At 65.2% G+C, this 23,346-nt stretch carries 25 protein-coding genes; 12 read left to right on the top strand and 13 right to left on the bottom strand.

The features are described 5' to 3' along the window. The first annotated feature begins 5 nt into the window (after window positions 1-5). Window positions 6-878, top strand: a complete 873-nt coding sequence (locus IFJ75_RS13495; RefSeq protein WP_207868704.1) for an exodeoxyribonuclease III — start codon at window positions 6-8, stop codon at window positions 876-878. Between the two features lie 28 nt (window positions 879-906). On the opposite strand, the gene IFJ75_RS13490 is transcribed toward IFJ75_RS13495, so the two are convergent. The 5 genes from IFJ75_RS13490 to IFJ75_RS13470 all read right to left on the bottom strand — a co-directional run bounded on the left by IFJ75_RS13490 (window position 907) and on the right by IFJ75_RS13470 (window position 4,096). Continuing rightward, window positions 907-1,218, bottom strand: coding sequence for a hypothetical protein (locus IFJ75_RS13490; RefSeq protein ID WP_207868703.1), 312 nt, complete (start codon window positions 1,216-1,218; stop codon window positions 907-909). 176 nt (window positions 1,219-1,394) lie between these two features. Beyond that, window positions 1,395-2,111, bottom strand: coding sequence for a Crp/Fnr family transcriptional regulator (locus tag IFJ75_RS13485; RefSeq protein WP_225896821.1), 717 nt, complete (start codon window positions 2,109-2,111; stop codon window positions 1,395-1,397). Beyond that, window positions 2,095-2,364: a DUF6894 family protein gene (locus IFJ75_RS13480; RefSeq protein ID WP_207868701.1), complete on the bottom strand. Its 270-nt coding sequence runs from the start codon at window positions 2,362-2,364 to the stop codon at window positions 2,095-2,097. Before IFJ75_RS13480 ends, IFJ75_RS13485 begins: the two co-directional genes overlap by 17 nt. A gap of 92 nt (window positions 2,365-2,456) precedes the next feature. Continuing rightward, window positions 2,457-3,197: a Crp/Fnr family transcriptional regulator gene (locus IFJ75_RS13475; RefSeq protein ID WP_207868700.1), complete on the bottom strand. Its 741-nt coding sequence runs from the start codon at window positions 3,195-3,197 to the stop codon at window positions 2,457-2,459. A gap of 689 nt (window positions 3,198-3,886) precedes the next feature. Further along, window positions 3,887-4,096 carry a hypothetical protein gene (locus IFJ75_RS13470; protein ID WP_207868699.1) on the bottom strand — a complete coding sequence of 70 codons (210 nt, stop codon included), beginning with the start codon at window positions 4,094-4,096 and terminating at the stop codon, window positions 3,887-3,889. Between the two features lie 150 nt (window positions 4,097-4,246). Here IFJ75_RS13470 and IFJ75_RS13465 point away from each other — a divergent pair, with 150 nt between their 5' ends. After that, window positions 4,247-4,441, top strand: a complete 195-nt coding sequence (locus tag IFJ75_RS13465; protein WP_207868698.1) for a hypothetical protein — start codon at window positions 4,247-4,249, stop codon at window positions 4,439-4,441. Here the strand turns inward: IFJ75_RS13465 and IFJ75_RS13460 are convergent. Together IFJ75_RS13460 and IFJ75_RS13455 are read right to left on the bottom strand one after the other, a co-directional pair. Continuing rightward, window positions 4,438-5,382 (bottom strand): methyltransferase, encoded by a 945-nt coding sequence (locus tag IFJ75_RS13460; protein ID WP_207868697.1) that lies wholly within the window; start codon window positions 5,380-5,382, stop codon window positions 4,438-4,440. The two genes, IFJ75_RS13465 and IFJ75_RS13460, sit on opposite strands and share 4 nt — an antisense overlap. Further along, window positions 5,379-6,293 (bottom strand): iron-containing redox enzyme family protein, encoded by a 915-nt coding sequence (locus IFJ75_RS13455; protein WP_207868696.1) that lies wholly within the window; start codon window positions 6,291-6,293, stop codon window positions 5,379-5,381. The genes IFJ75_RS13460 and IFJ75_RS13455 overlap by 4 nt, the downstream gene beginning before the upstream one ends. Before the next feature lie 158 nt (window positions 6,294-6,451). Here IFJ75_RS13455 and IFJ75_RS13450 point away from each other — a divergent pair, with 158 nt between their 5' ends. From IFJ75_RS13450 to IFJ75_RS13430, 5 genes are all read left to right on the top strand, one after another. Further along, window positions 6,452-6,643, top strand: a complete 192-nt coding sequence (locus IFJ75_RS13450; protein ID WP_207868695.1) for a hypothetical protein — start codon at window positions 6,452-6,454, stop codon at window positions 6,641-6,643. A 77-nt stretch (window positions 6,644-6,720) separates the two neighbouring features. Beyond that, window positions 6,721-9,405 carry a cyanophycin synthetase gene (gene cphA / locus IFJ75_RS13445; RefSeq protein WP_263972984.1) on the top strand — a complete coding sequence of 895 codons (2,685 nt, stop codon included), beginning with the start codon at window positions 6,721-6,723 and terminating at the stop codon, window positions 9,403-9,405. After that, window positions 9,398-10,228 (top strand): cyanophycinase, encoded by an 831-nt coding sequence (locus tag IFJ75_RS13440; protein WP_225896820.1) that lies wholly within the window; start codon window positions 9,398-9,400, stop codon window positions 10,226-10,228. Before cphA ends, IFJ75_RS13440 begins: the two co-directional genes overlap by 8 nt. Before the next feature lie 43 nt (window positions 10,229-10,271). Next, on the top strand, window positions 10,272-11,213 hold the full coding sequence (locus tag IFJ75_RS13435) for an isoaspartyl peptidase/L-asparaginase family protein (RefSeq protein WP_207868692.1): 942 nt from the start codon (window positions 10,272-10,274) through the stop codon (window positions 11,211-11,213). 99 nt (window positions 11,214-11,312) lie between these two features. Next, window positions 11,313-12,482, top strand: coding sequence for an alpha/beta fold hydrolase (locus IFJ75_RS13430; protein ID WP_207868691.1), 1,170 nt, complete (start codon window positions 11,313-11,315; stop codon window positions 12,480-12,482). A 177-nt stretch (window positions 12,483-12,659) separates the two neighbouring features. Here the strand turns inward: IFJ75_RS13430 and IFJ75_RS19760 are convergent, their stop codons facing one another. Further along, window positions 12,660-13,214: a hypothetical protein gene (locus IFJ75_RS19760; RefSeq protein ID WP_225896819.1), complete on the bottom strand. Its 555-nt coding sequence runs from the start codon at window positions 13,212-13,214 to the stop codon at window positions 12,660-12,662. On the opposite strand from IFJ75_RS19760, the gene IFJ75_RS13420 reads away from it, so the two are divergent. The 3 genes from IFJ75_RS13420 to IFJ75_RS13410 all read left to right on the top strand — a co-directional run bounded on the left by IFJ75_RS13420 (window position 13,213) and on the right by IFJ75_RS13410 (window position 16,089). Then, a complete protein-coding gene (locus IFJ75_RS13420; RefSeq protein ID WP_207868690.1) occupies window positions 13,213-13,785 on the top strand; it encodes an SRPBCC family protein in 573 nt (190 codons plus the stop codon). The two genes, IFJ75_RS19760 and IFJ75_RS13420, sit on opposite strands and share 2 nt — an antisense overlap. A gap of 42 nt (window positions 13,786-13,827) precedes the next feature. Continuing rightward, the gene (locus tag IFJ75_RS13415; protein WP_207868689.1) at window positions 13,828-15,006 is read left to right on the top strand and encodes a zinc-dependent alcohol dehydrogenase; all 1,179 of its coding nucleotides are present in this window, start codon (window positions 13,828-13,830) and stop codon (window positions 15,004-15,006) included. 84 nt (window positions 15,007-15,090) lie between these two features. Further along, the gene (locus IFJ75_RS13410) at window positions 15,091-16,089 is read left to right on the top strand and encodes an SDR family oxidoreductase (protein ID WP_207868688.1); all 999 of its coding nucleotides are present in this window, start codon (window positions 15,091-15,093) and stop codon (window positions 16,087-16,089) included. Between the two features lie 173 nt (window positions 16,090-16,262). Here IFJ75_RS13410 and IFJ75_RS13405 read toward each other — a convergent pair whose 3' ends face one another. From IFJ75_RS13405 to IFJ75_RS13395, 3 genes are all read right to left on the bottom strand, one after another. Then, entirely contained in the window at window positions 16,263-16,544 is a 282-nt protein-coding gene (locus IFJ75_RS13405) for a hypothetical protein (RefSeq protein ID WP_207868687.1), read from the bottom strand. A 313-nt stretch (window positions 16,545-16,857) separates the two neighbouring features. Continuing rightward, the gene (locus IFJ75_RS20205) at window positions 16,858-17,097 is read right to left on the bottom strand and encodes a DUF6894 family protein (RefSeq protein WP_404822031.1); all 240 of its coding nucleotides are present in this window, start codon (window positions 17,095-17,097) and stop codon (window positions 16,858-16,860) included. Between the two features lie 426 nt (window positions 17,098-17,523). Beyond that, window positions 17,524-18,054: an arylesterase gene (locus IFJ75_RS13395; protein ID WP_225896818.1), complete on the bottom strand. Its 531-nt coding sequence runs from the start codon at window positions 18,052-18,054 to the stop codon at window positions 17,524-17,526. Window positions 18,055-18,663: 609 nt separating this feature from the next. On the opposite strand from IFJ75_RS13395, the gene IFJ75_RS13390 reads away from it, so the two are divergent. Next, window positions 18,664-21,066 (top strand): catalase, encoded by a 2,403-nt coding sequence (locus IFJ75_RS13390; protein WP_318781002.1) that lies wholly within the window; start codon window positions 18,664-18,666, stop codon window positions 21,064-21,066. Between the two features lie 29 nt (window positions 21,067-21,095). Further along, entirely contained in the window at window positions 21,096-21,620 is a 525-nt protein-coding gene (locus IFJ75_RS13385; RefSeq protein WP_207868684.1) for a hemerythrin domain-containing protein, read from the top strand. A 240-nt stretch (window positions 21,621-21,860) separates the two neighbouring features. Here IFJ75_RS13385 and IFJ75_RS13380 read toward each other — a convergent pair whose 3' ends face one another. Then, a complete protein-coding gene (locus IFJ75_RS13380) occupies window positions 21,861-22,595 on the bottom strand; it encodes a Crp/Fnr family transcriptional regulator (RefSeq protein WP_207868683.1) in 735 nt (244 codons plus the stop codon). Between the two features lie 49 nt (window positions 22,596-22,644). Then, window positions 22,645-23,187, bottom strand: coding sequence for a DUF6894 family protein (locus IFJ75_RS13375; protein WP_207868682.1), 543 nt, complete (start codon window positions 23,185-23,187; stop codon window positions 22,645-22,647). Between the last annotated feature and the right edge of the window lie 159 nt (window positions 23,188-23,346).

Genomic DNA, 23,346 nt, shown 5'->3' with positions numbered 1-23,346 from the left:
GACCCTTGCGGATCGCGACCTACAACATCAACGGCGTCAATCGTCGCCTGGAGAACCTGCTCTCCTGGCTCGAGGTCGTAAGGCCGGACGTCGTTTGCCTGCAGGAGCTGAAAGCGGAGACCTCGGCCTTTCCGATCGAGGCCATCGAAGCGGTCGGATATGGCGCAGTCTGGCAAGGCCAGAGGAGTTGGAACGGCGTCGCCATCCTTGCCCGCGGGGCCACGCCGGTATTGACCCGGCGCGCGTTACCGAGCGACCGATATGATGAGCAGGCCCGCTACATCGAGGCGGCGGTCAACGGGATCCTGTTCGCGAGCCTCTATGCGCCCAACGGCAATCCCAGGCCGGGCCCGAAGTTCGACTACAAGCTCGCCTGGATGAAGCGTCTGATCGACCATGCCGGCGGACTGGTCGCGGCGGGCGTTCCCGTTGTTCTGGCGGGCGATTACAACATCGTTCCCACGGACGACGACATCTACCCGGGGCATCGCGAGGCCGACAATGCGCTGCTGCAGCCTGAAAGCCGGGTCACGTTCGAGCGGTTGCTGTCCCAGGGATGGGGAGACAGCCTGCGCGCCGTCTACCCGCAGGGACCGCTGTGGACATTCTGGGGCTATCTTCGACACCGTTGGCGTGATGACAAGGGCATGCGTCTGGATCACCTGCTTCTCAGCCCCTCGCTGCAGCCTCGGCTGGCAGCGGCGGGCGTCAGCCGGGAAGCCCGGGCGGCGGAGGGTGCGAGCGATCACGCCCCGGTCTGGATCGAGCTGGCGCCCGTACGGAAGGCGCCAGCGGCCACAAGCGGTCCGTCACGATCCCGCAGCACTGCACGGTCCCGCGGCCGGAAACGCCCGATGACGGAGCGCGCACGGCGCTAAGGCGTCAACCCCTTCGAACGCGAGGCGTTCATCCCGGCTCCGGGGTCCCGTCCCCGGACACGGTCGGGCTTGCGGACGGCGGCGCCGGGTCGCAACCCACGCTGCGCGGGTGGTTCTCGCTCTCGACGGGCGCGGCGGGCAGGGCTCCGGCGCCGCCCAGACCGCCATCGATAACCGTCAGCATCGGGCCGGCCTGCGCACGCAAGCTCCGGGCGAAGGCCTTCAAGATCTGCTGGCTCGCAGGCTCGTAGCCCTCTGCAAACCGGTCAATACGCTCGGCCAGGTCTTCCCCCTGGACCAGGCCTGTTGCAATGAGCTCTGCGACAAGGCTGTCGATCAAGACGGATGAGACAAGCTGGTCCGGCGTTGGCGGGGACGGGATCATCGGTCAGGTCCGTGCGCTTGGCGCCAAGGCGGCGGTGAGGAGGGGCTTGATCTCGTAATCGACAGACGTTCCTGCGTCGGGGAGGCGACGGTCGGGTTCACGCATTGCTTCACGGACGACCCGGACAACGATCAGACGGGTTCGCTGTGGAGCCTGAGATAGGTGGGATCGAATTCGGCGATCCTGACCAGCCCGTCCCAGTCGAGAATCTTCACCGTTGGGTGGACCCACTGGACGAGCCCGCTCTCGCGCAAGTCGCCAACAAGGCGGCTTACGTGCACGGCGGACAATCCAAGGGCGTCTCCAAGGACGGCCTGGGAGAGTGGAAGTTCAAAGGTGCGTTCGCGCGCAAGACCGACGACCTCCAGTCGAAGGCAAAGCTCGGCGAGCAGGTGGGCGAGCTGGGCCAGACCGGTGCGTCGGCCCATGGCGGCGATCCACTGCCGATGGATTGCCGCGTCGACGATGGTGTCCAGCCACAACACACGCGTCAGGTGGGGGTGACGTTCCGTGATGGCGCGCAGCCCGCGGTGGGATGCGTTCGCCACGGTGACGTCGGTGAGGGCCACAACTCCATGATCCATCTGTTTCATGAGCAGGCTGTGCAGGTCGACGAAATCGCCGGCGACGCTGATCTGCGTGATTTGGCGGCGGCCGTCGGCGAGGGTCACATACCGGCCGGCGAACCCGCCCAAAAGCAGGGTGCTATGGTCGGGTCGCGAATGCTCAGCCACGATATCCGACAGCGCCTTCACCTCGCGCGGTGGATCCAGCAGATCGGAGATGGCTGCTTTTTCGAGGTCGGTCAGAACGTCCCGACGCTCCAGTTTCTCAGTCAGCAGGCTCATGGGGGGCTCCGATGGTTCGGTCATCGATGTCTTCGATCGCATTGGCGGTCAGGGTCACGATCCGCTCCCCCGCAGCGTTCGTGACAATGACGCTGAAATGCGCCGTCTTCCAGAATTCCTCGCCCTGATAGCGGAGGATTTCGCCCAGGATCGACAGACCTTCCCGTTTGGCGGCCTGAGCGTCGGGCAGTTCGGCGCCCTCCGGATCCCGAACGCAACGCCCGTCTTGCGTATCGAAAAAATAGCGGGGCATCGGTCGTCCTGTGTGTGGTGCAGGGTCTGAAAGCAACTGACCCCGATCGGTTCATAAAAGGCGCAATCGCGGAAGGCGGCTGGATGCCTCCCTCAAGGCGCGACGAATCCCGGGCCGGCGATCAGCTCCGCCGATCCCTTCATCTGACCAGGGCCGCCTCGGCCATCAGGGCTGGCGAAGCGCGTACAGCAATCACACGCGGCGAGCGCGAGGGCGTCGGGGTCTTGGATGACGAACCGGCCGCGCATGACCTTGAGGGCGCCCGCCGCCTGCAGGATCGCCATGGCCGCGCAGGCGCTCGTGCGCTGCAGGCCGCCCAATCGCGCGAGTTCCACCTGGGTCAGATGGATCGCTTCGCCAGTTCCCGCCAGCGGAAGAAACCATCGCGCAAACCTCCGGGGGGCGGTGTGATGGACGAAACACGTCAGTTCGGTCTCGACCGCGGAGCGCGCGAGATCCGCCGCTCGTATCCAGACCGCCAGAGCCGCCGCCGATCCGTAGGCGTCGCACAACTGATCGAATGGCACGTCGGTGTAGGCCCCGTCCGTCAACCAAACGCCGGTGGAGGAGCCGATAGCGAATCCCTCGCTAATCATGGCCGTGCAGAGTCCGGATTCCGTGTGGGTCAAACACGCGGTCCCTCGGGTGACGAGGCGCAAGCCGGGACCCGGCCGCGGCCGGCTCATCATTTCGCCGCGCCAGGCGGCTTGCTGGAAACCCAGCGCTGCAAGGCCCGGAGCTAGATCATCGAAAGGGGTCGCCGGAACAGTGTCTTGGGGGAGGAGAGGCGGCGTGTCGAGCGGGTCTTCAGGTACGGCGGAGGCGTCGATCATGCTTTGGGCAGACCCTCGCGCGCGTCGGGCGACGCATTTGGCCGACTGCCCGCCATCCCCTCGGTTGAGCCGGAAGGAGGCGACGCCGTCTGGCTCAGTCGAACAAGCTCCACGCCTGAGCAGACAACGCTCACGCCTGCCATCCCTGGCGTCATCAACAGCCGGATTTCGGCGAGGCTTCGCGCTTGCTCGTCGTCCACCGCCTCTATCGTCTCAAACCGGGTCTCTGCTGAATCATGGGGTAGAAGACCAAAGTGATATTCTGGCATACCGATCCTCCATCGCGGTCCAGGCGACAGTGGCGCAGGTCGCCTGGGCGCGCGTCATCACAGGTTAAGCGCCCGAACGCGGTTCCGATTTGCGGGTTCCCGTTCAGGCTGCGCGGGTGATCAGGCGTGCGCTGCGTCCCTGCGTGAACCACGCCCAACTCCAGTTTACGTAGACCGAAATCCGACTGCGGAAATCCGCCAGCACAAGACGCGGGCCGAGGCGATCCCGAGAATCAGCGGCCTTGGGAGGTGCGATGGCCCGGCGACGTCAGGCCCGGACGAAGATCCATAGCGCGCTCCGGGTGCTGGAGAAGCCGGCTCCGGATCCGGCAAAGAGACGCGGCCCTCACCCCCGCCAGGCCAAGCGCTAAAATTCCTGACGTCGCATGGGCGTCCGACCCTTGGCAGCCCCTGTCAGCACTAGCGACGGCGCAGCGCGGTAACGACCGGATGCTCTCTGGCGGTCGCTGTCGCGACCCACACGAGACCGGCGGTTGACACCAGAATTCCGCAGACGAGACCGCCGATCGCCACCAGTCCGGTATTGGTAAGCTCGACCTTTAAGACGGCCGAGACCTTGCCGGCCTTCAGCCGCATGACGGCGCGATTGCGAGCGGGGCTTGGCTGCATGGGCGATCTCCTGTGCGAGCAAGCCAACTGTCCGAACCGGCTCAGGTTCCAGTGTCGGGCCCGGGTCCTAACAGAGGCGGTCAGCGCCGATTTTCGACAGGCAAGGATCGCTGATCTGCGCCGAGCGTTATGGGGGAAAGGAGATACGCCATGGGTATGGTCGACCAGGTCTGGAGGACGGTGGAAACCGCGCCGTTGAGCGGAAAGCTTCTCGAAATCGACGCCATCCTCACGCGGGTGAGCGATCCGAAGGACGGACTGAGCGAGGACGAGGCCCTGCGGGCCATTGCCGCTATCGTCTCCCCGGCCCGGTCGGGCGACATCTATCAAAAGCCGCTCGGCTAGGGTTCCGTCAGAATCGCGCCCACCGCGGCGATCCGTTCGACCGACTGATAGGCTTCCAGCCGAAGGCTCGAGCCGAAGACATCCGGGTCGAGTTCCTCGTATTCCAGGCGCAGATTCTGTTCGGCGCTGAGCACCGTCAGGTTGTCGCGCACGATGTCGCGCCCGGCGACGACAGGCGCGCCCGTGTAGAGAATAAATCGGCCGCCGGACGCCAGTCGTCCGACGCTCGAACGCACCCAGTCTAACGCCAGGGCCGTTCCATAGTCATCGCCGCCGTCCCGATAGGTTTTTCCCGCGTCGCCCGCGATATAGGGCGGGTTGGAGATGATGAGATCGAACATGGCCGGCGCCGCCGGCAGTCCACAGGCCTGCTGAAAGCGAATGTCGAGCCCGGCTGCGGCGGCGTTCAGTGCGGCGAACCGTAGCGCTGCGGGGTTGATATCCGATGCATGGACCTCGCTGTCGGGGAGAATGGCCTTGAGGGTCAGGGCTCCCGCCCCTGCGCCGGTTCCCAGGTCGAGCGCCCGAGAGACGCTCCCGCCCCTGCGGAGAGCGGATGTCAGGAACCGTGTGAACCGGTAGCTGTCAGGACCGAGAAAAACTGCGTCGTTGTCCCGGGTCGGTGCCGAGTGAAGAAACGATCTATCCGCCAGGGTGCTGACCCGAACCGTACTGCGATACCCGCCTCCGTCTTCGACCAGCACGCCGGCGGTGCGCATCAGTGTCGCAAACGTCCCAGGAAGCTGATCCAGCCGGAACGGGCGGCACCAGCCGAACACGTCACGCAAAATATCCGCGTCCGCCGCCGCCGAGCGCTGGCGGACCAGGGCGTGGGTGGCGGGCGTCGGGGTGACAAAGGCGTACCGGACGGCCTTGAGGGCGGCGAGAAGGTCGAGCAGGGCCGCGTCAGCCGGCGGCCGGGACCCGATCGCGGCGATCATGCTGACCGCAGCAGCGGCGTCGTTTCCCAGAGATGAGCACGGTAGGATTCGTAGCAACGCGCGCCCGCAGCCAGGCGCATGACCGCGCCTTCGGCGAGACTGCGGATGCAGTCCGGATACTCCGCCGCCAATGGCCGCAGGACCTCCTCGTTCCAGGTTCGGGAATGTTCGACATCGAGGGTCGCATGGAGGGCGAAATACTTCCGCTCGGATCCGACGCCGAGACGTTTGAGCCCAGCTGCGACGTGGCCGGCGCGCCAGGGGGCTGTCAGCTCGACAGCGCCCAGCGCGCCCAAGGCGTGAAAGGCGTATCGTCGGCTTGTGGAGAAGGCGACGAGCGTGTTGCCCAGCGCCAGGGACGGCCAGACCGTTTCCTCAATGGTCGGTTTGAGGTCGAGAGCATCGGCGAGCCGTTGCAACATCGGTCCGTGCATGCCGCCCTCGGATCCCCGGCCCATCTCGTCCCAGTAGTTTCGGGCCAGCTCGAGTTTCGGGCGCGTCGGCATCTTGACCTGGGCCATCGCCACGAGATCCTCGAACCCGGCTTCGCCCGCGACTTCCTGCAGCAGGAACCAGCGCATCTGCTCAAGGTTCGCGGTCTCCGCCAGCCATGGGAACAGGGGATCGCCCTCGCCGGGGCCCGTTCCCTTTAAGGCTTCGAACCAGGCGATAAAGCCCTCGACGTCCATCGGGAGGTTGCTGACCATTGCCGAAATCTCGGCGCGGGCGCGTTCAACGAACCCGCCTTCCAGCAGGGTCATGTCCGCATCCTCCGCAGCCTGGACACGCCAGTCGTCGGTGGGAACGCCCGGCGCCAGTCGCCGGTTGTTCCAGCGGGCGAGGCGCTGATGGAACGCGGCCGGGTCGGAAAACCGGGTGGCGGGCTGACCGCTGTGGAAGGGCGTAATCATGGGAACTCCGGGACGCTTGCGGACAGCGAATACGCCTGCGCACCAAACGCGGTTCCACGTCGAGGTTCTGGCGTCGTGTCGGACGATGCGTCGGGTTCAGGACTCAGGAACTCACGTGATCCCTCTGGGTTTGAAGTCTCCCGCACGGAGGAAATTCAATGACCGAGACCGGATGCAACTGGTCCATCACCGCCGCCGACGGTGGCTGGGCATGGCGCCTGACGGACCGTGAAAGCGGCCAGATCCTGATCGCCGACGTCGCCCCAACGCGCGCTCTGGCGGCAGCTCTCGTGGTGCGCGCGATTGCGCGCGGCATGACGACGGGCGCGGCGCGGAGCCTGGCGGCGTGACGGCGGAGGCAAACGCGGATCTTCAACTGCTGGAGTGGGGCGTATACCGTGGACCGCACCGTTACGGGCAGAGGCCCATGGTGCGGCTCCAGGTCGATCTCGGCCGTCTCGAAGCCTGGCCGAGCGACCGCCTGGAGGGCTTTAACGCTGCCTTGCTGACTGCCCTCCCGGGGCTCGCCCGCCACGGTTGCTGTTATGGAGAGCCTGGAGGATTCGTTCGGCGGCTCGAGGCGGGCACCTGGTTCGGGCACATCGCAGAGCACGTGGCGCTCGAGTTGCAAACCCAGGCCGGCGGCAGGGCCACCCGCGGCAAGACGCGCTCCGTCAAAGGACGGCCGGGGGTGTACAACGTGATGTTCGCCTATGCGGACGAGCAGACGGGGCTTCTTGCAGGGCGGCTGGCGTTTCAGATCCTGGACAGACTTCTGCCTGAGACCCTGCGCGGCCATCGCGGGTTTGACCGGCTGGCTTCGCCTGGTCCCGAGACAGACGTTTCGCAGATCGCGACTGTGGAGGCGGCCTTGCCGGTCCTGCGCGCCTCGGTGCGGCGAGGCGCGCTGGGACCCAGCACCCAGGCGCTTGTCAACGCGGCGCGCCGGCGCGGCATTCCCATCGCGCGACTGAACGGACAAAGCCTGATCCAGCTGGGTCAGGGCGCAAACCAGCGTCGGCTGCGGGCGAGCGTTACGGACCGGACAGGCCTGGTGGCGGCCGAATTGGCCGGAGACAAGGCCCAGGCGAAGGCCCTGCTTGAAGCGATCGGCTGCCCGGTCGCCCGCGGCGTCGTCATACGGACGGCTGACGAGGCCGTTGAGGCCGCCGCCCGGCTCAAGCCTCCTCTCGTCGTCAAGCCCCTCGACGGCAACCACGGACGCGGCGTGACCACAGGTCTGGTCGAGGCGGACGCCATCCGCGCCGCGTTCGATCTCGCAGCCATGCATAGTCGCAGCGTCATTCTCGAAGAACAGCTTCCCGGGCGCGACCACAGGGTGCTGGTGGTCGATGGAAAGGTCGTCGCCGTCGCCGAACGTGTGCCGGCGCATGTGATCGGTGATGGCCGGCGCTCGGTCATGGCCCTTGTCGAGGCGGTCAATGCCGACCCGAGACGCGGCGATGGCCACGAAAACGTGCTGACCAGGATCCGTATCGACGATGCTGCGGCCCGCGACGTGCTGGCGCGGCAGGGCCTCGATGCGAACAGCATTCCAGAGGCGGGTCGCTTCGTCACTCTGCGCACCACGGCCAATCTGTCATCAGGGGGAACCGCGGTCGACCGCACCGACGACATCCACCCTGACAACGCCTCGATCGCGCGACGCGCCGCCCTGGCCGTGGGGCTCGACGTGGCGGGTATCGATCTTCTCGCGCCCGACATCACACAGTCTGTTCGCGCGACGGGCGGAGGAATCGTCGAGGTGAACGCCGCCCCGGGTCTGCGCATGCATCTGGACCCGTCTGAAGGGGAGCCGCGCGACGTAGCCGAACCGATCGTCAGGATGATGTATCCGACCGGCTCGCGCGCCCGCATTCCGGTCCTCGCCGTGACCGGCACCAACGGCAAATCGACGGTGGGCCGAATGCTCTTCCGGATCTTCCAGTGCGAGGGAAAGACCGTCGGGCTGACCAATACGAGCGGCGTCTACATCGGAAACGAGCGCGTTTATGCCGGTGACGCCAGCGGCCCCAAGAGCGCGCGGCTCGTCTTGCGCGATCCCACCGTGGAGGTCGCGGTCCTGGAGTGCGCCCGGGGCGGGATTCTTCGCGAAGGTCTGGCATTCGACCGTTGCGACGTGGGCGCCGTCCTGAACGTCCAACCCGATCATCTGGGTCTCAAGGGAATCGACACCCTTGAAGATCTCGCGTCGGTAAAATCGGTGGTGACGGAGACGGTGTCGCGCCGCGGCGTCAGCGTTCTCAATGCAGACGACCGGCTTACGGTCCGGATGGCTCGTCACGCCGGCGGTCGTGTCTGCTGGTTCTCCATGCGGGGCGGCGCTGAACTGCCGGGCTTTGTGCGCAGGCATATCGCCGACAGGGGGCTGGCGGCCCTTTACGATCCCGCCGACGGCTGGTTGACCTTGTATGACGACGGACAGTCTCGCCGGGTGTGTCGCGCTGCGGACATCCCTGCAACCTTGGGCGGACATGCCGCTTTCAACGTCGCGAACGCGCTCGCGGCGGCGGCCATGGCCTACGGCGCCGGCGTCGAACCCGATCGGATCGCCGAAGCGCTCGGCGGCTTCGCCTCGACCTATGAGCAGAACCCTGGACGATTGAACGTTCATGACGCCCATGGCGTAAGGATCATCATGGATTATGCCCACAACCCCGAGGGCTTGCGCGCTCTGGGCCGGCTTATTCAGGCCGCCCGGCCCGAGACGGGGCGCACCATCGCCATGCTCAGCGTCCCGGGGGACCGACGCAACGAAGAGATTCTCGCGATGGGCGGCATCGGCGCCGAATATTTCGACGACCTCGTGTTTCGTGAGACGCCCGACAACCGGGGTCGACCGACGGGGGAGGTCATTCGACTGCTGACCGAAGGTGCGCTGGAAGCTGGCTGCGCCCCGGACCGTATCCGCGGCGTGGTGCGCGAGGAGGAGGCTGTGCTGGAATGTCTGCGCATGGCCCGTCCCGGCGACATGGTTGTCCTGACGCCCACCCGCATCGATTCCGTCTGGCGACAGGTGCTCGATTACTCCCCGGAAACGCCGGATGCTCCGCCACCGGCCTATGCGATACTGGAACCCGCCCATGGCTGACGCCGGTCCCCTCATCATCATAGGCGGCCACGAGGACAAGGAAGGCGAGCGGGTTATTCTCAAGGCCGTCGCAGAGCGGGTACAGGGCCGGAAGCTCGTGATCGCGACCGTCGCCTCCCATGAACCTGAAGGGTATTTTGAAAGCTACCGAAAGGGCTTTGAAGGTCTCGGTGTCGGTGAACTCGTCGAACTTTACGTCGAGGAGCGCTCCGAGAGCCAGTCGGAAGCAGCGTTGGCGATCCTGGAAAACGCAGGGGGGATCTTCTTCAGCGGCGGCGACCAACTGCGGATTTCGAGCCAGATCGGCGACACGCCGGTCGAACGTCGAATCCGGGAGATGCATGCATCAGGCGCGGTGATCGCCGGAACTTCCGCCGGCGCCTCGGTGATGAGCGAGACCATGCTGGTCAAGGGCGCGAGTTCGGAGTCCTACAGGATCGGCGAACTTCACATGGCGCCCGGGCTGGGTCTGGTCAGGGACGTGATCATCGACCAGCATTTCGCGGAGCGGGGGCGATATGGACGTCTTCTTGGCGCGGTTGCGCACAATCCCCGCCTTCTCGGGATCGGGATCGACGAAAATACGGCCGTAGTGGTGGAGGGGCGGCGACTGCGGGTCCTGGGCAGCGGCGCGGCCTACGTCGTGGATGGAGAGACCGCGACCCACTCCAATATCGCCGAGGCCCGCTCGGATCGCGCCTTGTCGATGTTTGATGTGCGGATGCACGTCCTGTCAAGTGGAGACCGTTTTGATCTGGATGCGCGACGCCCCTCGCCCGGCCAGGACGACCATGGGGCGCGACCGCCAAAGACAGGGTCTTGATGCGGCGTAAAGCAGCAAGCCGTCGCTGGAGGGTGATACGGAGATGACTGACGAAGGGGCGCCTCGTTGGGCGCTGGCGCTGCATGGGGGCGCCGGGGTCAAAGTGGGCCGCGACTACGGCAGGGCCGAGGCTTGTCTGGCCGAACTTGTAGAACAAGGCGCGGCCCGTCTGCGGAGGGGTCAGCCGGCTCTCGACGTCGTGGAGGATCTCACGGCCGAGATGGAGGCCTCTGGACTGTTCGTCGCGGGTCGAGGCTCCGCGCCCAACGCCCTCGGCCAGGTCGAGTTCGACGCCAGCCTGATGGACGGTCATGGGGGAAGGGCGGGCGCGGTGGCGGCGCTTCAAGGGATGGCTTCCCCTGTCCGCGTCGCCCGACGACTGCTGGATCGCGGATCTCCAGTTCTCCTTGTCGGGCAGGGGGCCCAGACCTTCGCCTCCGATGTGGGCTGCGAGCGCGTGACGGACTTGACCTTGTGGTTGACGACGCCTGACGGGTTCGATCCTGATGACCTTGCGGACGGGCACGGGACCGTCGGCGCCGTCGCGCTGGATCAGGACGGTCGTCTGGCCGCTGCCACGTCCACGGGAGGGACCTACGGCGCGCTGTCTGGCCGGGTCGGTGATAGCCCTCTGATCGGGGCCGGGACCTGGGCCGACGGATCGATTGCAGTGTCGTGCACGGGCGAAGGAGAAGCCTTCATCCGTGCGAACGCGGCTGCGGATCTCGCCGCCCGGCTGAAATACGGCGGCCAGGGCCTGGATGAGGCCGCTTTGGCCGTGCTGGACACGGTCCGCGCCCGCGGTGGCGACGGGGGTTTGATCTGTGTGACCCGGGACGGCCGCATCGTCATGCCGTTTGATACTGACGGAATGAAGCGCGCCTGCGCCGCCTGGAACCGGCCGGCCTGTGTGGGATCAATAGGCGCGGAACTTAGACCCGTCACGACCCGTAAGGCCGATGCGAGGGTTCAAAAGTGTGGCTGACCCCTCTGGTGTGTCAGGTGCACGACATTGTAATCCTTCGCAAAATTTCGGGAACAACGGGGGGCGGACAGGATTGGATTGCCATCCCAAGGAGTCGTGATGCCCCTCGTCCCTGTCCTGAAAACCGTCTTCGGCCTGATCTCGCTTTTGGTCTTGGCTTTGGCCGGGTGGTTGATCTGGTCGTGGTGGGGCGGCCGGCTGGCGCCGGCGGGGGACGGTCGAGGTCTGATATTCGTGCGGGACGATTGGCGGCTGTGGACCGGTCTCGGCCTTCTGACCTGGTCCTTCCTCGGCCGGCTTCCGGCGACATTGTTCTTGGCCCGCGGCGATACCGATCCATCGCGTCCTCGACGCGAGGCCGGTGTGCGCGTCGCGGGCTCCGACGCTGAGCTCTGGGTCGAGACGCGGGGCGGCGGCGGCGGCCTTCCGATCATCCTGACGCATGGGTGGGGCCTCGACAGTACGATCTGGGACTATGCGTCGCGAGACCTGGGCGAGGACCATCGGCTGGTGTTGTGGGATCTTCCCGGTCTCGGCCGTTCGAAGGTCGGACCTTCCGGGGTGACCCTGCCAGCCTTCGCCGAGGACCTGCGAGCGGTAATCGATCACGTCGGCGAGACGCGGGTCATCCTTGTGGGTCACAGCATCGGAGGTATGACGATCCAGACGCTGGTGCGTGACGCGCCGGACTTCGTCCGCAAACGGGTGGCGGGCATCGTCCTGATCAATACCACCTACACAAACCCGCTTCGGACCATGATCTTCTCGAAGGCGTTGACGGCCCTCCGTAAACCCGTCCTGGAACCGGTCTTTCATTTGATGACCTGGCTTCAAGCCCTTTTCTGGCTGGGCGCCTGGCAAAGCTATCTCAGCGGGGCGGCCCATATCGCCAACCGCTTCGGCTTTGGCCGCTTCGTAACACGCAGCCAGCTTGAGCACACGACCCTGTTGACCACACGCAACGCGCCCGGCGTTCAGGCCAGGGGCAACCTCGCCATGTTCGACTGGGACGCCGCCGGCGCCCTGGCGACGCTGGACATCCCGCTTCTCGTGCTGGGCGGTTCCGCCGATGTGATTACCAAGGCCGAGGCTAGCGAACGCATTGCACGGGAGGGATCGGGCAGCGTCGAAATCATCGACGGCGTCAACCACATGGGCTTCCTCGAGCGCGCAGAGCTTTATAACCTCGCGATCCGCAGTTTCGCGGAAAGGCTTCAAGGGCCGCAGACCGACCCCTTCCCATCATCCTTCGATTTATCGCGCAGCTAACGATCCGCTCCGCTTTTCGCTGATCCTTCACCGGGGGCGCCGGCGCTCAGGACGTCCAGTCGGCAAGGCGTCGCGCCGAGAGTGGCCGCCGGTCGAGGATCCGGTTTTCCCAGTGCCGGTTTTCGCCTGCAGGCCCAGCGCTCGTGAATGTCCCGCGCCAGGGCAGCTGGCGAGGCGTCAGCCCGATCGCTTGCGCCGCGTCTCCCAGCCTTTCTTCGCGGCGGCGGATTTGTCGGCCGCCGAGCGCGACGTAGACGCTGCGCCGCCCTTGCGCCCTCCCTCGTGGGCGGCAGGTTGGCTGGTGTGCTTGCCGCGTCCCGAGCCCGATTTTTTTCCGCCCCCATCATCCTTGTTCACCGTCGCCCACGCGCGACGCTCGGCCTCCTTGTCCGACACGCCTCGTTTCTCATAGCCTTCGGCGATGTGGTCGGCTTTTCGTTCCTGTTTGTCGGTATAGGCCGACTTGTCTCCACGCGGCATTGCAATCCTCCATTCACGCGCCTCGCGACGCTCGAGCGAGCAGGGTGGGGGTCCGGCTCCCGGCCCATGATGAACCGGGTCGGGACCTTCAGCGAACGCCGCTGCTGTCCGGCCCAGTGCTGTGTCCGGCCCGCGGATCTCCAGCTTTCTCCGGTTCGGAAAATCGAACGCCGCCGATCGCGATTCCGTATGGCCGCGCTGGAACGGCTTCGGACCACGCGGATTGGGGAACGAGCATACGGAGAGCTTCATGCCCGAAACCGACCCGATTTCGACCGACGCCGAGGTCGCTTCGCCCGCCTTCATCGACAAGGATCTGGTCGAAGGCGAGCATTCCGCGGCCAGCATCCGCGCGGCCTTGATCAACCGCCCGCGCCAGGACCTGTACGACTACTGGAGCGACATCACCAACCTGCCGAGCTTCATGGAGAATGTGAAGGCGGTCGATATTCTCGAGACCGGCCGGTCCCAATGGACCATCGTCGGGCCGGGAGGGATGGACATTCAGCTGGTCTCCGAAATCACCGAAGACGTGCCTGGTCAGCGGATCGCATGGACCTCCAGCGAGGGTTCGGACGTCGATCACGAGGGCTGGATCGAGTTCAAGGACAATGCTTTCGGGCGCGGGACCGAGGTGCGGCTCTTCATCAGCTACGACCCCCCGGCGGGGGCGGTCGGCAAGGTGGTCGCCAAGGTTCTCCAGCGTGAGCCGCGGATCCAGGCCCGGCGAGAGCTCCGTCGCTTCAAACAGCTGATGGAGACCGGCGAGATCTCGACGTCGAAAGCGCCCGACGCCGCGCCCCGCGGCGACCGTCACTTCTGATTTCCGGCTTCCGCCGAACCCTCATTTTCCGAAAGACCCCCCATGCGCGCACTGACCTGGCACGGCAAACACAATGTTCAGGTGGACACCGTCCCCGACCCCCAGATCGTCAATCCCCGCGACGCGATCATCAAGATCACGGCGACCGCCATCTGCGGCTCCGACCTCCACCTCTACGACAGCATGATCCCCGGCATGTCGAACGGCGATATCCTCGGCCATGAATTCATGGGGATCGTCGAGGAGGTCGGTCCGGCCAACACCACCCTGAAGCCCGGAGACCGGGTGGTGGTGCCCTTCGTCATCGCCTGCGGAAAATGCTTCTTCTGCGATCACAAGATGCCGGCCGCCTGCGACAACTCCAATCCGGCCGAAAAGGCCGACGCCTCGGAAGTCGCCTACGGCTACGCCATGACCGGCGCCTTCGGCTATTCGCACCTGACGGGTGGCTACGCGGGCGGCCAGGCCGAATATGCGCGAGTGCCCTATTCGGACTATGGGCCGATCAAGATTCCGGACGGCGTTTCAGACGAGCGGGTGCTGTTCCTGTCGGACATCTTCCCCACCGGCTGGATGGCGGCGGAGAACGCCCAGATCAAGCCGGGCGACACGGTCGCGATCTGGGGGTGCGGGCCGGTGGGCCTGTTCGCCATCAAGTCGGCCATCCTGATGGGCGCCGGACGGGTCATTGCCATCGACCATCACCCCCGCCGCCTCGAACTGGCGAAGCAGAACGGCGCCGAAGTGCTGAACTTCCACGAGGTGAAGGTCCGTGAGGCCCTCATGGAGATGACGGCGGGCATCGGGCCTGACAGCTGTATCGACGCGGTCGGGATGGAGTCGCACGGCTTCTCCCCCGACAACATCATCGACGCGGTGAAACAGGAAACGAAAATCCTCGGCACCGACCGCCCCCACGTCCTGCGCGAGACCATCATGGCGGTCCGCAAGGGCGGCACCGTGTCGGTTCCGGGCGTCTACGGCGGCGTTGCGGACAAGTGGCCGATCGGCGCCTTCATGGAGAAGGGGCTGACGCTGAAGACGGGGCAAACTCATGTGCAGAACTATCTGCCCGATCTGCTGCAGCTCATCCTCGACAACAAGATCGACACCACCGACCTGATCTCCCACCGGCTGCCGCTGGAACAGGCCGCCGAGGGCTACAAGAACTTCAAGACCAACCAGAACGAATGGACCAAGGTCGTTCTCCTGCCTCACTGATTATGGTGGGCGGCGTACGGCCCGCCCGATCGCGTCTCCACACACCTCCGCAGCCGGGGTCGTGCGTATCTCTCCGGAGGGTCAATGCCCCGTTCGCTCAAGCCCCTGTCTCAACAGACGATCGTCATTACGGGCGCCAGCTCCGGGATCGGGCTTGAGATCGCGCGCCGCGCCGCGCGCGCCGGCGCGAAGGTGTTCCTGATTTCGCGAAATGCGGACGGTCTTGCGTCGATTTGCGACAGCCTGCGTGGCGCTGGATACGCCGCCGATTTCGCAGCCGCCGATGTCGGTGATGAGGCCGCGTTGCGCGCCGCCGCCAATCAGTGCGTGGCGCGATACGGACGGATCGACAGCTGGATCAACTCAGCGGGTGTCGCGATCTATGTCCCTCTGTTGGAGACCCCGCCCATGGAGCACGAGCGGTTGTTTCGGACCAACTATTGGGGGGTGGTCAATGCTGCGCGCCTCGCCGTCCCCTTGTTGCGTCAGGGTGGCGCATTCGTCACCGTAGGATCGGTTGCCTCGGATCTGGGGGCTCCGGTCCTCGGAGCCTATGCGGCGTCCAAACACGCAGTGAAGGGGTATATCGACTCGCTGCGTATCGAGCTTTTGGCGGCCGGGGATCCGGTCAGCGTGACCCTTATCAAGCCAAGCGGGGTCGGTACGCCCCTGGCTGAACATGCGGCTAACCATCTGGGCGTCGCCGCCCGGGTTCCGCCCCCGGCCTACGGTCCAGGCGTTGTGGCGCGGGCTGTCCTGCATGCGGTTCAACGACCGCGTCGGGAAATCACCGTGGGCGGTGTCGGCTTCCTGCAGATTCTCGCGGCGGCCCATAGCCCGGGTCTGGCCGACCGGATCTCATCGCTCGTCCCGGCTCTGCTGCGGGATAGAAAGCGACGGCCGAGCCTTACAAACAACCTGGGTGCGCCAGGACCTGGCGGGGAGACCCTCTCCCGCTTCGAGCCGTCCAGACCCTTCAGTCTCTTCACCGGCGCAAGCCTCCACCCCGGCATGGTTTTTGCGGTCGCCGGGGCCATCCTGGCGAGCGCCCTCGCATTGAGGAAGACGATGGCTTCACAATGAACACCGGGACGCATGGCCTGGATCGCTGAGGAAAACACCGACGGCGCGTTGTTTCTGTGGTCATTCCCCCAGAGCAGTCATGCCCTTGGTCAGCGCAGGCGCTTGCGCCATCAAAAGTGGCCTTGCAGCTGGCAGGGGAGGTGTCTGCAAACAGCCACCGGCCGCCGCAGACGCTAGGCGAAACTTACGACTGCGAACACGACAAGCGCGATCCCGATTGCGCCCGCGGTTGACCACCAGAACCAGATTGGCAAGCGGGGGTCATGTTTGGGCAGGCGAGGTGTCGCGGGAAGAGGCTGGACGGGGCCGGACCGGTTGGTCGACGCCACTGGCGCGCGGGCGCCGCCGGCTTCGGAGTCTGTTCCAAGCGGCGACAGACCAGGGTCAAAAACCGGCGTCGCGCCGTTCGGGCGCTTGCGCCAGTGCTCGTCTTTGTCCTGCAGCAGTCGGGTCATGACTATCAAATCGACGTCTCGGCCATCGGTTCCCAAGAGTGCATGACCGCCATGAGGGCCCCAAAGGCCAAGGTGTTGGGGTGGGACGGACCCTGGCGTTTGTCCGCGCACGCCCGCGTCTCCACGCGTCCGCCGGCCTCCGGCCGGTCTAAAGACTCCGTGACTGAGGCGGTGGGCTGATCTCCCTGATCTTCGCCACTCCGAAACGAGTTCGGTCGGCGTGCGCCTTGATCGGCACGAGGCGGCGCGTCGACGCCGCCCTCAAACCGGCGATCCAGATCCCTCGGCGCCGAGGAGCATCTAGAAACACCGCTCAGTGGCCGGCATCAAACGATCGGGCAATCAGGTTCAAGCGGAAGAGGACCAGGCCGGCGTCGTCACTGACAGTCAGTGTCGCTTCCTGACGCGCCCAGAACTGTTCAGGTCGATCGCGCAGGGTTTCACCCAGAAAGGCCACGGCCTCAATCTGCGCTTCCCTGAACGATCTGATCTCGATCTCGACCGGGGCATTGTCCCCGATGCCGCCTTCCGTCTGAAATGAATATCTCGCCATGCATCCGCAACGAGCGCCTCCGGGCGCGGTTCCTAAGTCGTGTCGAGACAAGAGCCGGACTGTACAATGACTTGTTTTCCAGACCGCACGGATAGACCAGCCTCGCCGTCGCTATTGTTCCCGCTCAGAAAAGGGGGATCGGCAAAGGTCTCTGAGCGCATTGCGGATTCCCACTCCGTCGAGATGAGAATTGACGTGCTCATAGCCCTCAGCCTTCAAGCGCGCCTTGATCTCCTTCACCGTCGCGCACGCGCCGCTTCGGGCCAGGTCGTAGGCCCGCTCCAGTAGAGGCGTTCGGCTCACGACACCGGCTCAACAGGACCGAGATGTAAGGGCATTGACGAGTTCAGAGACGGCGGAGGCGGGCATGGGGGCGTTCTGCTTCTGGGGATCGAGGACGGGTTGGACGGGCGGACCTGGGGCGGTTCATGGCGTCATGGCCTCCACGACCTGCGGAGCCAGTCGGCGCGCCACCTTCGCTATCCCCGGGCCGTTGGGGTGGATCCGGTCCGGTAGGGTAAATCGGAAATCCAGCGCAACGCCTTCGAGCAGGAAGGGATCGAACGGCACACGGCGTTCGCGGGCGACGTCGGCGAAGACCCGATCGAATGCGATTGCGTAAAGGCCCAGCCAAGGCGGCGCGCGCATTCCGCAGATCATGGCCGGTATGGACCGGCCGGCGAGGCGATCCAGGATGGCCTCCAGATTGCGTTGCACGGTCGGGGTTGCGACACCCTGCATCATGTCGTTCGCTCCCAGAGCCACGATGCACAAGCGCGTATCCGACGGAACCGATCGGTCGACCCGCCTCAGGCCATCGGCGGTGGTGTCGCCGGATATCCCCGCGTTGGTGACCTGGACGGACGTGCCAAGGGCGGCGAGCTCGGCCTGAAGGCGAACAGGAAGGGACTCATCGCGTCGCAAGCCGTAGCCTGCGGTGAGAGAGTCGCCCAGCATGGTGATCCTCGTCGCGTTCACGCCGCTCGGTCGCGCTGGTCAAAGACGTTGATCATATCAAACGGGTCTGACGCGAAGCCGAGGACCGGATTGGAAACCACGGCGACAAGGCGCTCGCCCTCGTAGACGACGACGGTCTCGAAGCCCGGCCAACAATGGGCAACGCACCGCGCCTGGACGCGCGCCGAAGCATCGTCGGCAGCGTCAGGACCGCGATTTCTCGCGCCGGCACGCCGGGCGTAATCAGGATGCAGTAGTAGGGACCCAAGCGACAGCCTCCGTGCGGAGCCCCAAACGAGGGCGTGGTTCTCCGGTTCCCGGTCCGCTTCACCCTCATCGAAAGTGGCGGGCCTTGGGCGAACGGAATGGATCTGAGTCCAGCGTGATCTCCCGGGTCTCATGCCACCTTGCGAGGGCGGCCTTTCGGTGGAAGCGGGCGGTGGGAGCGAGACCTGAACGCGGACGCCTGCTCACCGCCGCTGGGGAATTGAGGGCACGGCAGCCCCGACCCGGTCCGCCGCAATCGCAGATGCGGCGACGCCGAAGAGAGTGAAGAAGGGCGTTTTTAAAATAGCGCGTAGATGGAAGCGCGGCGGATAATCCGACGCCATGCATTACTCACACTGGGGCCGGCCAGACCAGGCGTTGGCCACCAGATCGGTCGCCAAGTCCCTGAATGACGACGGGTTTGTAATCGAGGCCCGCATGATGAGCATCCCTCGCTGCATCAGTGTGGGGTACCCGACACATAAGTCCTTGGAGTTACGCGGCTTTGTCGTGAACCGAAAGGAACCAGCCGGGTTCTGGAAGGGCGGCGCCGCAGCCGTGATCCCGACATCGCCGGAGCTCGTCATGGCAAAATCCTCCAAGTCCTCCTCAGCCCGCCCTGCTGCGCCGAAGCCGGGTCCTGCAACGACGACGGCCCGAACGGCGAAAGTCTCAGCCGCGCCCGAAATCACGACAGGCGTGGGTGGAGAGGTGCATCAGACTGCTTCCGGCCACCAGTTGCGGCTGACCACCAACATGGGTCATGTGATCGCTGACGATCAGAACTCGCTGAAAGCGGGACCGCGCGGGCCGACCCTGCTTGAAGACTTCATCCTGCGCGAGAAGATCACGCATTTCGACCACGAGCGGATCCCCGAACGAGTCGTTCACGCCCGTGGGACGGGCGCCCACGGCTTCTTCGAACTGACCGATTCCCTCGCCGATCTGACGACCGCGCGCATCCTGGGCGAGGTGGGGGAAAAGACCGAAGTGTTCGTGCGCTTCTCGACGGTCGCGGGCTCGAAGGGCTCGATGGATCTCGCGCGCGACGTGCGCGGATTCGCCGTCAAGTTCTACACCAGGGACGGCAATTGGGACCTCGTTGGAAACAACATCCCGGTCTTCTTCATTCAGGATCCGATCAAGTTCCCCGACATCATTCACGCCGCCAAGCCCGAGCCGGATCGCGGGTTCCCGCAAGCCCAGACAGCTCACGACACCTTCTGGGATTTCATCGCGATGACGCCGGAATCCATGCACATGATCATGTGGATCATGTCGGACAGGACGCTGCCCCGGTCTTACCGGATGATCGAGGGCTTCGGCGTTCACACCTTCCGACTGGTCGATGCGCAAGGTCGGTCGACCTTCGTGAAGTTTCACTGGCGGCCGAAGCTCGGCGCCCAATCGGTGCTTTGGGACGAGGCGGTCAAGATCAACGGCGCCGATCCCGATTATCACCGCCGTGATCTGTGGAATGCGATCGACAAAGGCGATTTCCCGGAGTGGGAGCTGGGCGTCCAGCTGTTCGACGAGGCTTTCGCCGACAGCTTCGACTTCGACCACCTCGACTCTACCAAGCTGATCCCCGAGGAGCTCGTTCCCTTGCGGATCATCGGCCGGATGGTGCTGGATCGTAATATCGACAACCATTTCGCCGAGACCGAACAGGTCGCGTTCTGCACCGCGAATGTGCCGCCGGGCATCGACTTCAGCGACGACCCCCTGCTGCATGGTCGCAACTTCTCCTACCACGACACCCAACTCATTCGGCTTGGCGGCCCTAACTTCCACCAGATTCCGATCAATCAGCCCAAGGGGTGTCCCTTCGCCAACTTCCAGCGGGATGGCCATATGCAGATGACCGTCCCCAAGGGACGGGTCGCCTATCAGCCCAGCCTCCTGGATCCTCGCAACGCCCGCGAGGATCCTGTCGCCGGTTTCAAATCCTTCCCTGCCCCGGTGGAAGGGACAAAGCTCAGAGCCCGCTCGGAAACCTTTTCGGATCACTACAGCCAGGCTCGCCAGTTCTTCCTGAGCCAGACCGAGCCGGAGCAGAACCACATCATCAACGCCCTGGTGTTTGAGTTGAGCAAGGTCGAGACGGCGGAAATCCGCGAGCGAATGCTGGGTCATCTCTCGAATATCGAGACGTCGATCGCGACCCGGGTAGCGACGGGTCTTGGCTTTGCGGGCGCCATCCCGGTCGTCGACGCCGCTCAGCCGACGCGGCGGGATCTCGAACTCTCGCCGGCGCTCAGCATTCTGGCCAAGACGACGCCATCGCTCCTTGGCCGGATGGTCGGCTGTCTGGTCACGGAGGGATCAGACGCATCTCTTGTCAACGCCGTACGCGACGCGGTGACGGACGCCGGAGCGAAGTTCCTTGTCGTCGCGCCGACCGTCGGCGGCGTGACCTTGTCCGACGGCGCGACCCAGGCTGCAGACTACCAGCTCCAGGGCGGGCCATCGGTGCTCTTCGACGCCGTCGTGGTCGCAGCGTCCGAAGAGGGAGCCGCCCAGTTGCTCAAGGAGGCCTCGGCGATCGACTTCGTCCATAACGCCTTTGTCCATCTGAAGGTCATCGGTCATTCGCGGGCCTCCCAGCCGCTCCTCGATAAGGCGGGCGTGGTTCCCGATGCAGGCGTCGTCGCCCTCGGCAAAGGTGCTGGAGCCACATTCGTCAAGACAGCGGGTGTTGGGCGGCTGTGGGATCGCGAACCGTCGGTTCGCACCGTCTTCTGATTATCCGATTGGATTGAGAGAGAAAGCAGATGTCCATCATCGACAAGGCGCTGGCCGCCATCACCCCGATCCCCGGCGCTCAACACCGGGCAGAGGCGACAGAAAAGGCGCGGGCTGTTGCGGCGCCTCAAGGGTGGCTGGCGGCGGTTCTGGACCACCACGATCAGATCCGCGAGGCGTTCGAGGTGGGTCGCCGAGCCAAGTCGGCGAGTGATCGAACGGCGGCGATGAAGGCGCTTGCGGTGGTTCTCAACGGTCATTCCCTGGCCGAAGAGCTTGTGCTGTACCCGGCGCTCGGACAGGCCGGGGAGAAGGCCCACGCCGCCCACGCCTATCTCGAGCAGACCACAGCCAAGGCCCAGATGGCGGAGTTGGAAAATATCGCTCCGTCAAAACCCGAGTGGCTCGACAAGTGGGAACATATCGAAGGGGCGGTCCTGACGCATATGTTCGAAGAGGAAAGCAGTTGGTTCCTGACGCTGCAAGAGAAGGCCGAACATCCGGAGCGGCTCACGGCGCGATATCGCGAAGAGTTCGATCGGTACACGCGTTGACCACGAATACCGACGGATTCGAGATTGAAGGTACGCTCTACGCCTGCGCCCGGATGCCGTAGGCGAGGGCGGGGCTGACCGGACCGGACGTGGGGACGAGGCCTCCCGCGGTACGACGTCGGCCCTGCCCGGCGCCACGACCTGCATCGATTGCCGCCTCGGGCGGGACCACCGAGCGTGTCCATTCGCCATCAACCGGCGCAGCAGGCACGACTGCCAGCCAGCATAGAGCCTCAAAGCTCAAGAAGGAGATGACCGGTCCACGCGCTGGAAGCGGGTCACGATCCCCAGAGCTTGAGAGCGACGCCGCTGGGCCTCGTAACAGCTGCAAGCGACGCCCCTTAGAGCCGTGCGGTCAAGGATGTGGACCCTGCCGCGACGATAGTCGATCGCACCCGCGCTCCTGAGTTCGGACGCCGCGGCGTTGATGGTCGTGCGTTGGACCCCGAGCAGCGTGGCGATGTCCCCCTGGGTGAGCAGTATCTCAGATTGATCCGTGCGATCCTGGACGAGAAGCAGCCAGCGCGCGAGACGCGGCGCGACCTCGTGAATAGCGTTGCAGGCCGCTGTTTGGGCGGCCTGCGACTGGTAGTCATGGGTCAGTTCGAGCGCGCGCGCGAGCAGGGCCGGGCTGGCCTGAATCTGGCGGCGAAGGACATCGGCAGCCAACTTCCATGCTGTGCCCTCGATCTGGACGACGACCCGCCACGAGCAAGGGGCGCCGGCCAGAAAGGCCGCCAGGCCCGAAACGCCTTCGGAGCCAACCGTCGAGGTTTCAACCGCACGGCCGTCTGCGAACATCATGACGTTCGCCAGATCGGCGGTGCCGGGAAAATAGACTTCGTCGACCGGCCCGTCCTGCTCGGTGAGGACGTCGCCCTTCCTGAGCGTCACGGCCACAAGGTGCGGCAGAAGCGCTGCGAGATCGTCTTCGCCGAGATTGGAAAGGACCTGATTCTGAAACTGGGCGGACATGTGGTTTCCCGATCGCCGACCAGGTTCCATCGTGAACCTTGCCGACCGGCTATTGAGCATAGCGTTTCGCCGTCGCGGTTATCTCATAGAGCGGATTGGCCTGGTCGTCCGCGACAATGACGCTGTATCGCCCACCCTCGCCGAGATGCTCGCGCTGTGACGGCAAAACCTCGGAAAGGATTTCGATCGCCATGTGGCGGGCCGCCGTATCGTTCGCGAGGATGTCGCCTTCGTCGTCCTTGATCCGGTGGCCGTTCGCAGTGCTGAAGAAGTATCGGGGCATAAACCCGAAACCTTGGCCCGACTGGTTCGTTCCCGAACGCCGCGCGTCTGGCTGCGGGCCTCGCCTCGCCGGGCCTTGCAAAGGCGCCACGCCGAAAGGCCGGGCAGGGGCGTCGGGAACGACGGGCGCCGGGCGCTGTTGAACCGGAAGGCCATAGCCGCGACCTTCGAGGAGAAGACGATGATCTATTTCAGCTTTAACGGCCGCGACAACGAAGCGCCCGAGATGGACGTGCTTGACGCTGTTGACCCGGATACGGCTCTGACCGAGGCGCGCGACCGGCTGCACGCTCACCCGCGAGCCCGCCATGCACACGTTTTCAATGGCGACCAGTTCGTTGGAACGGTCGAAGCACCGGTTTTCGGCTTTGCGGGAGTCCCCGCGTCGACACCGATCGGAGCCCCGGCGGAGCCTGGCCTTAGGGCGGGAGGTCCCCGGCCCGGCGACGTTCGGATCTGAGGCGGCACG

Source organism: Brevundimonas goettingensis (assembly GCF_017487405.1).
Lineage (GTDB): Bacteria > Pseudomonadota > Alphaproteobacteria > Caulobacterales > Caulobacteraceae > Brevundimonas > Brevundimonas goettingensis.
This window is presented reverse-complemented; position numbering and strand designations above follow the sequence as displayed.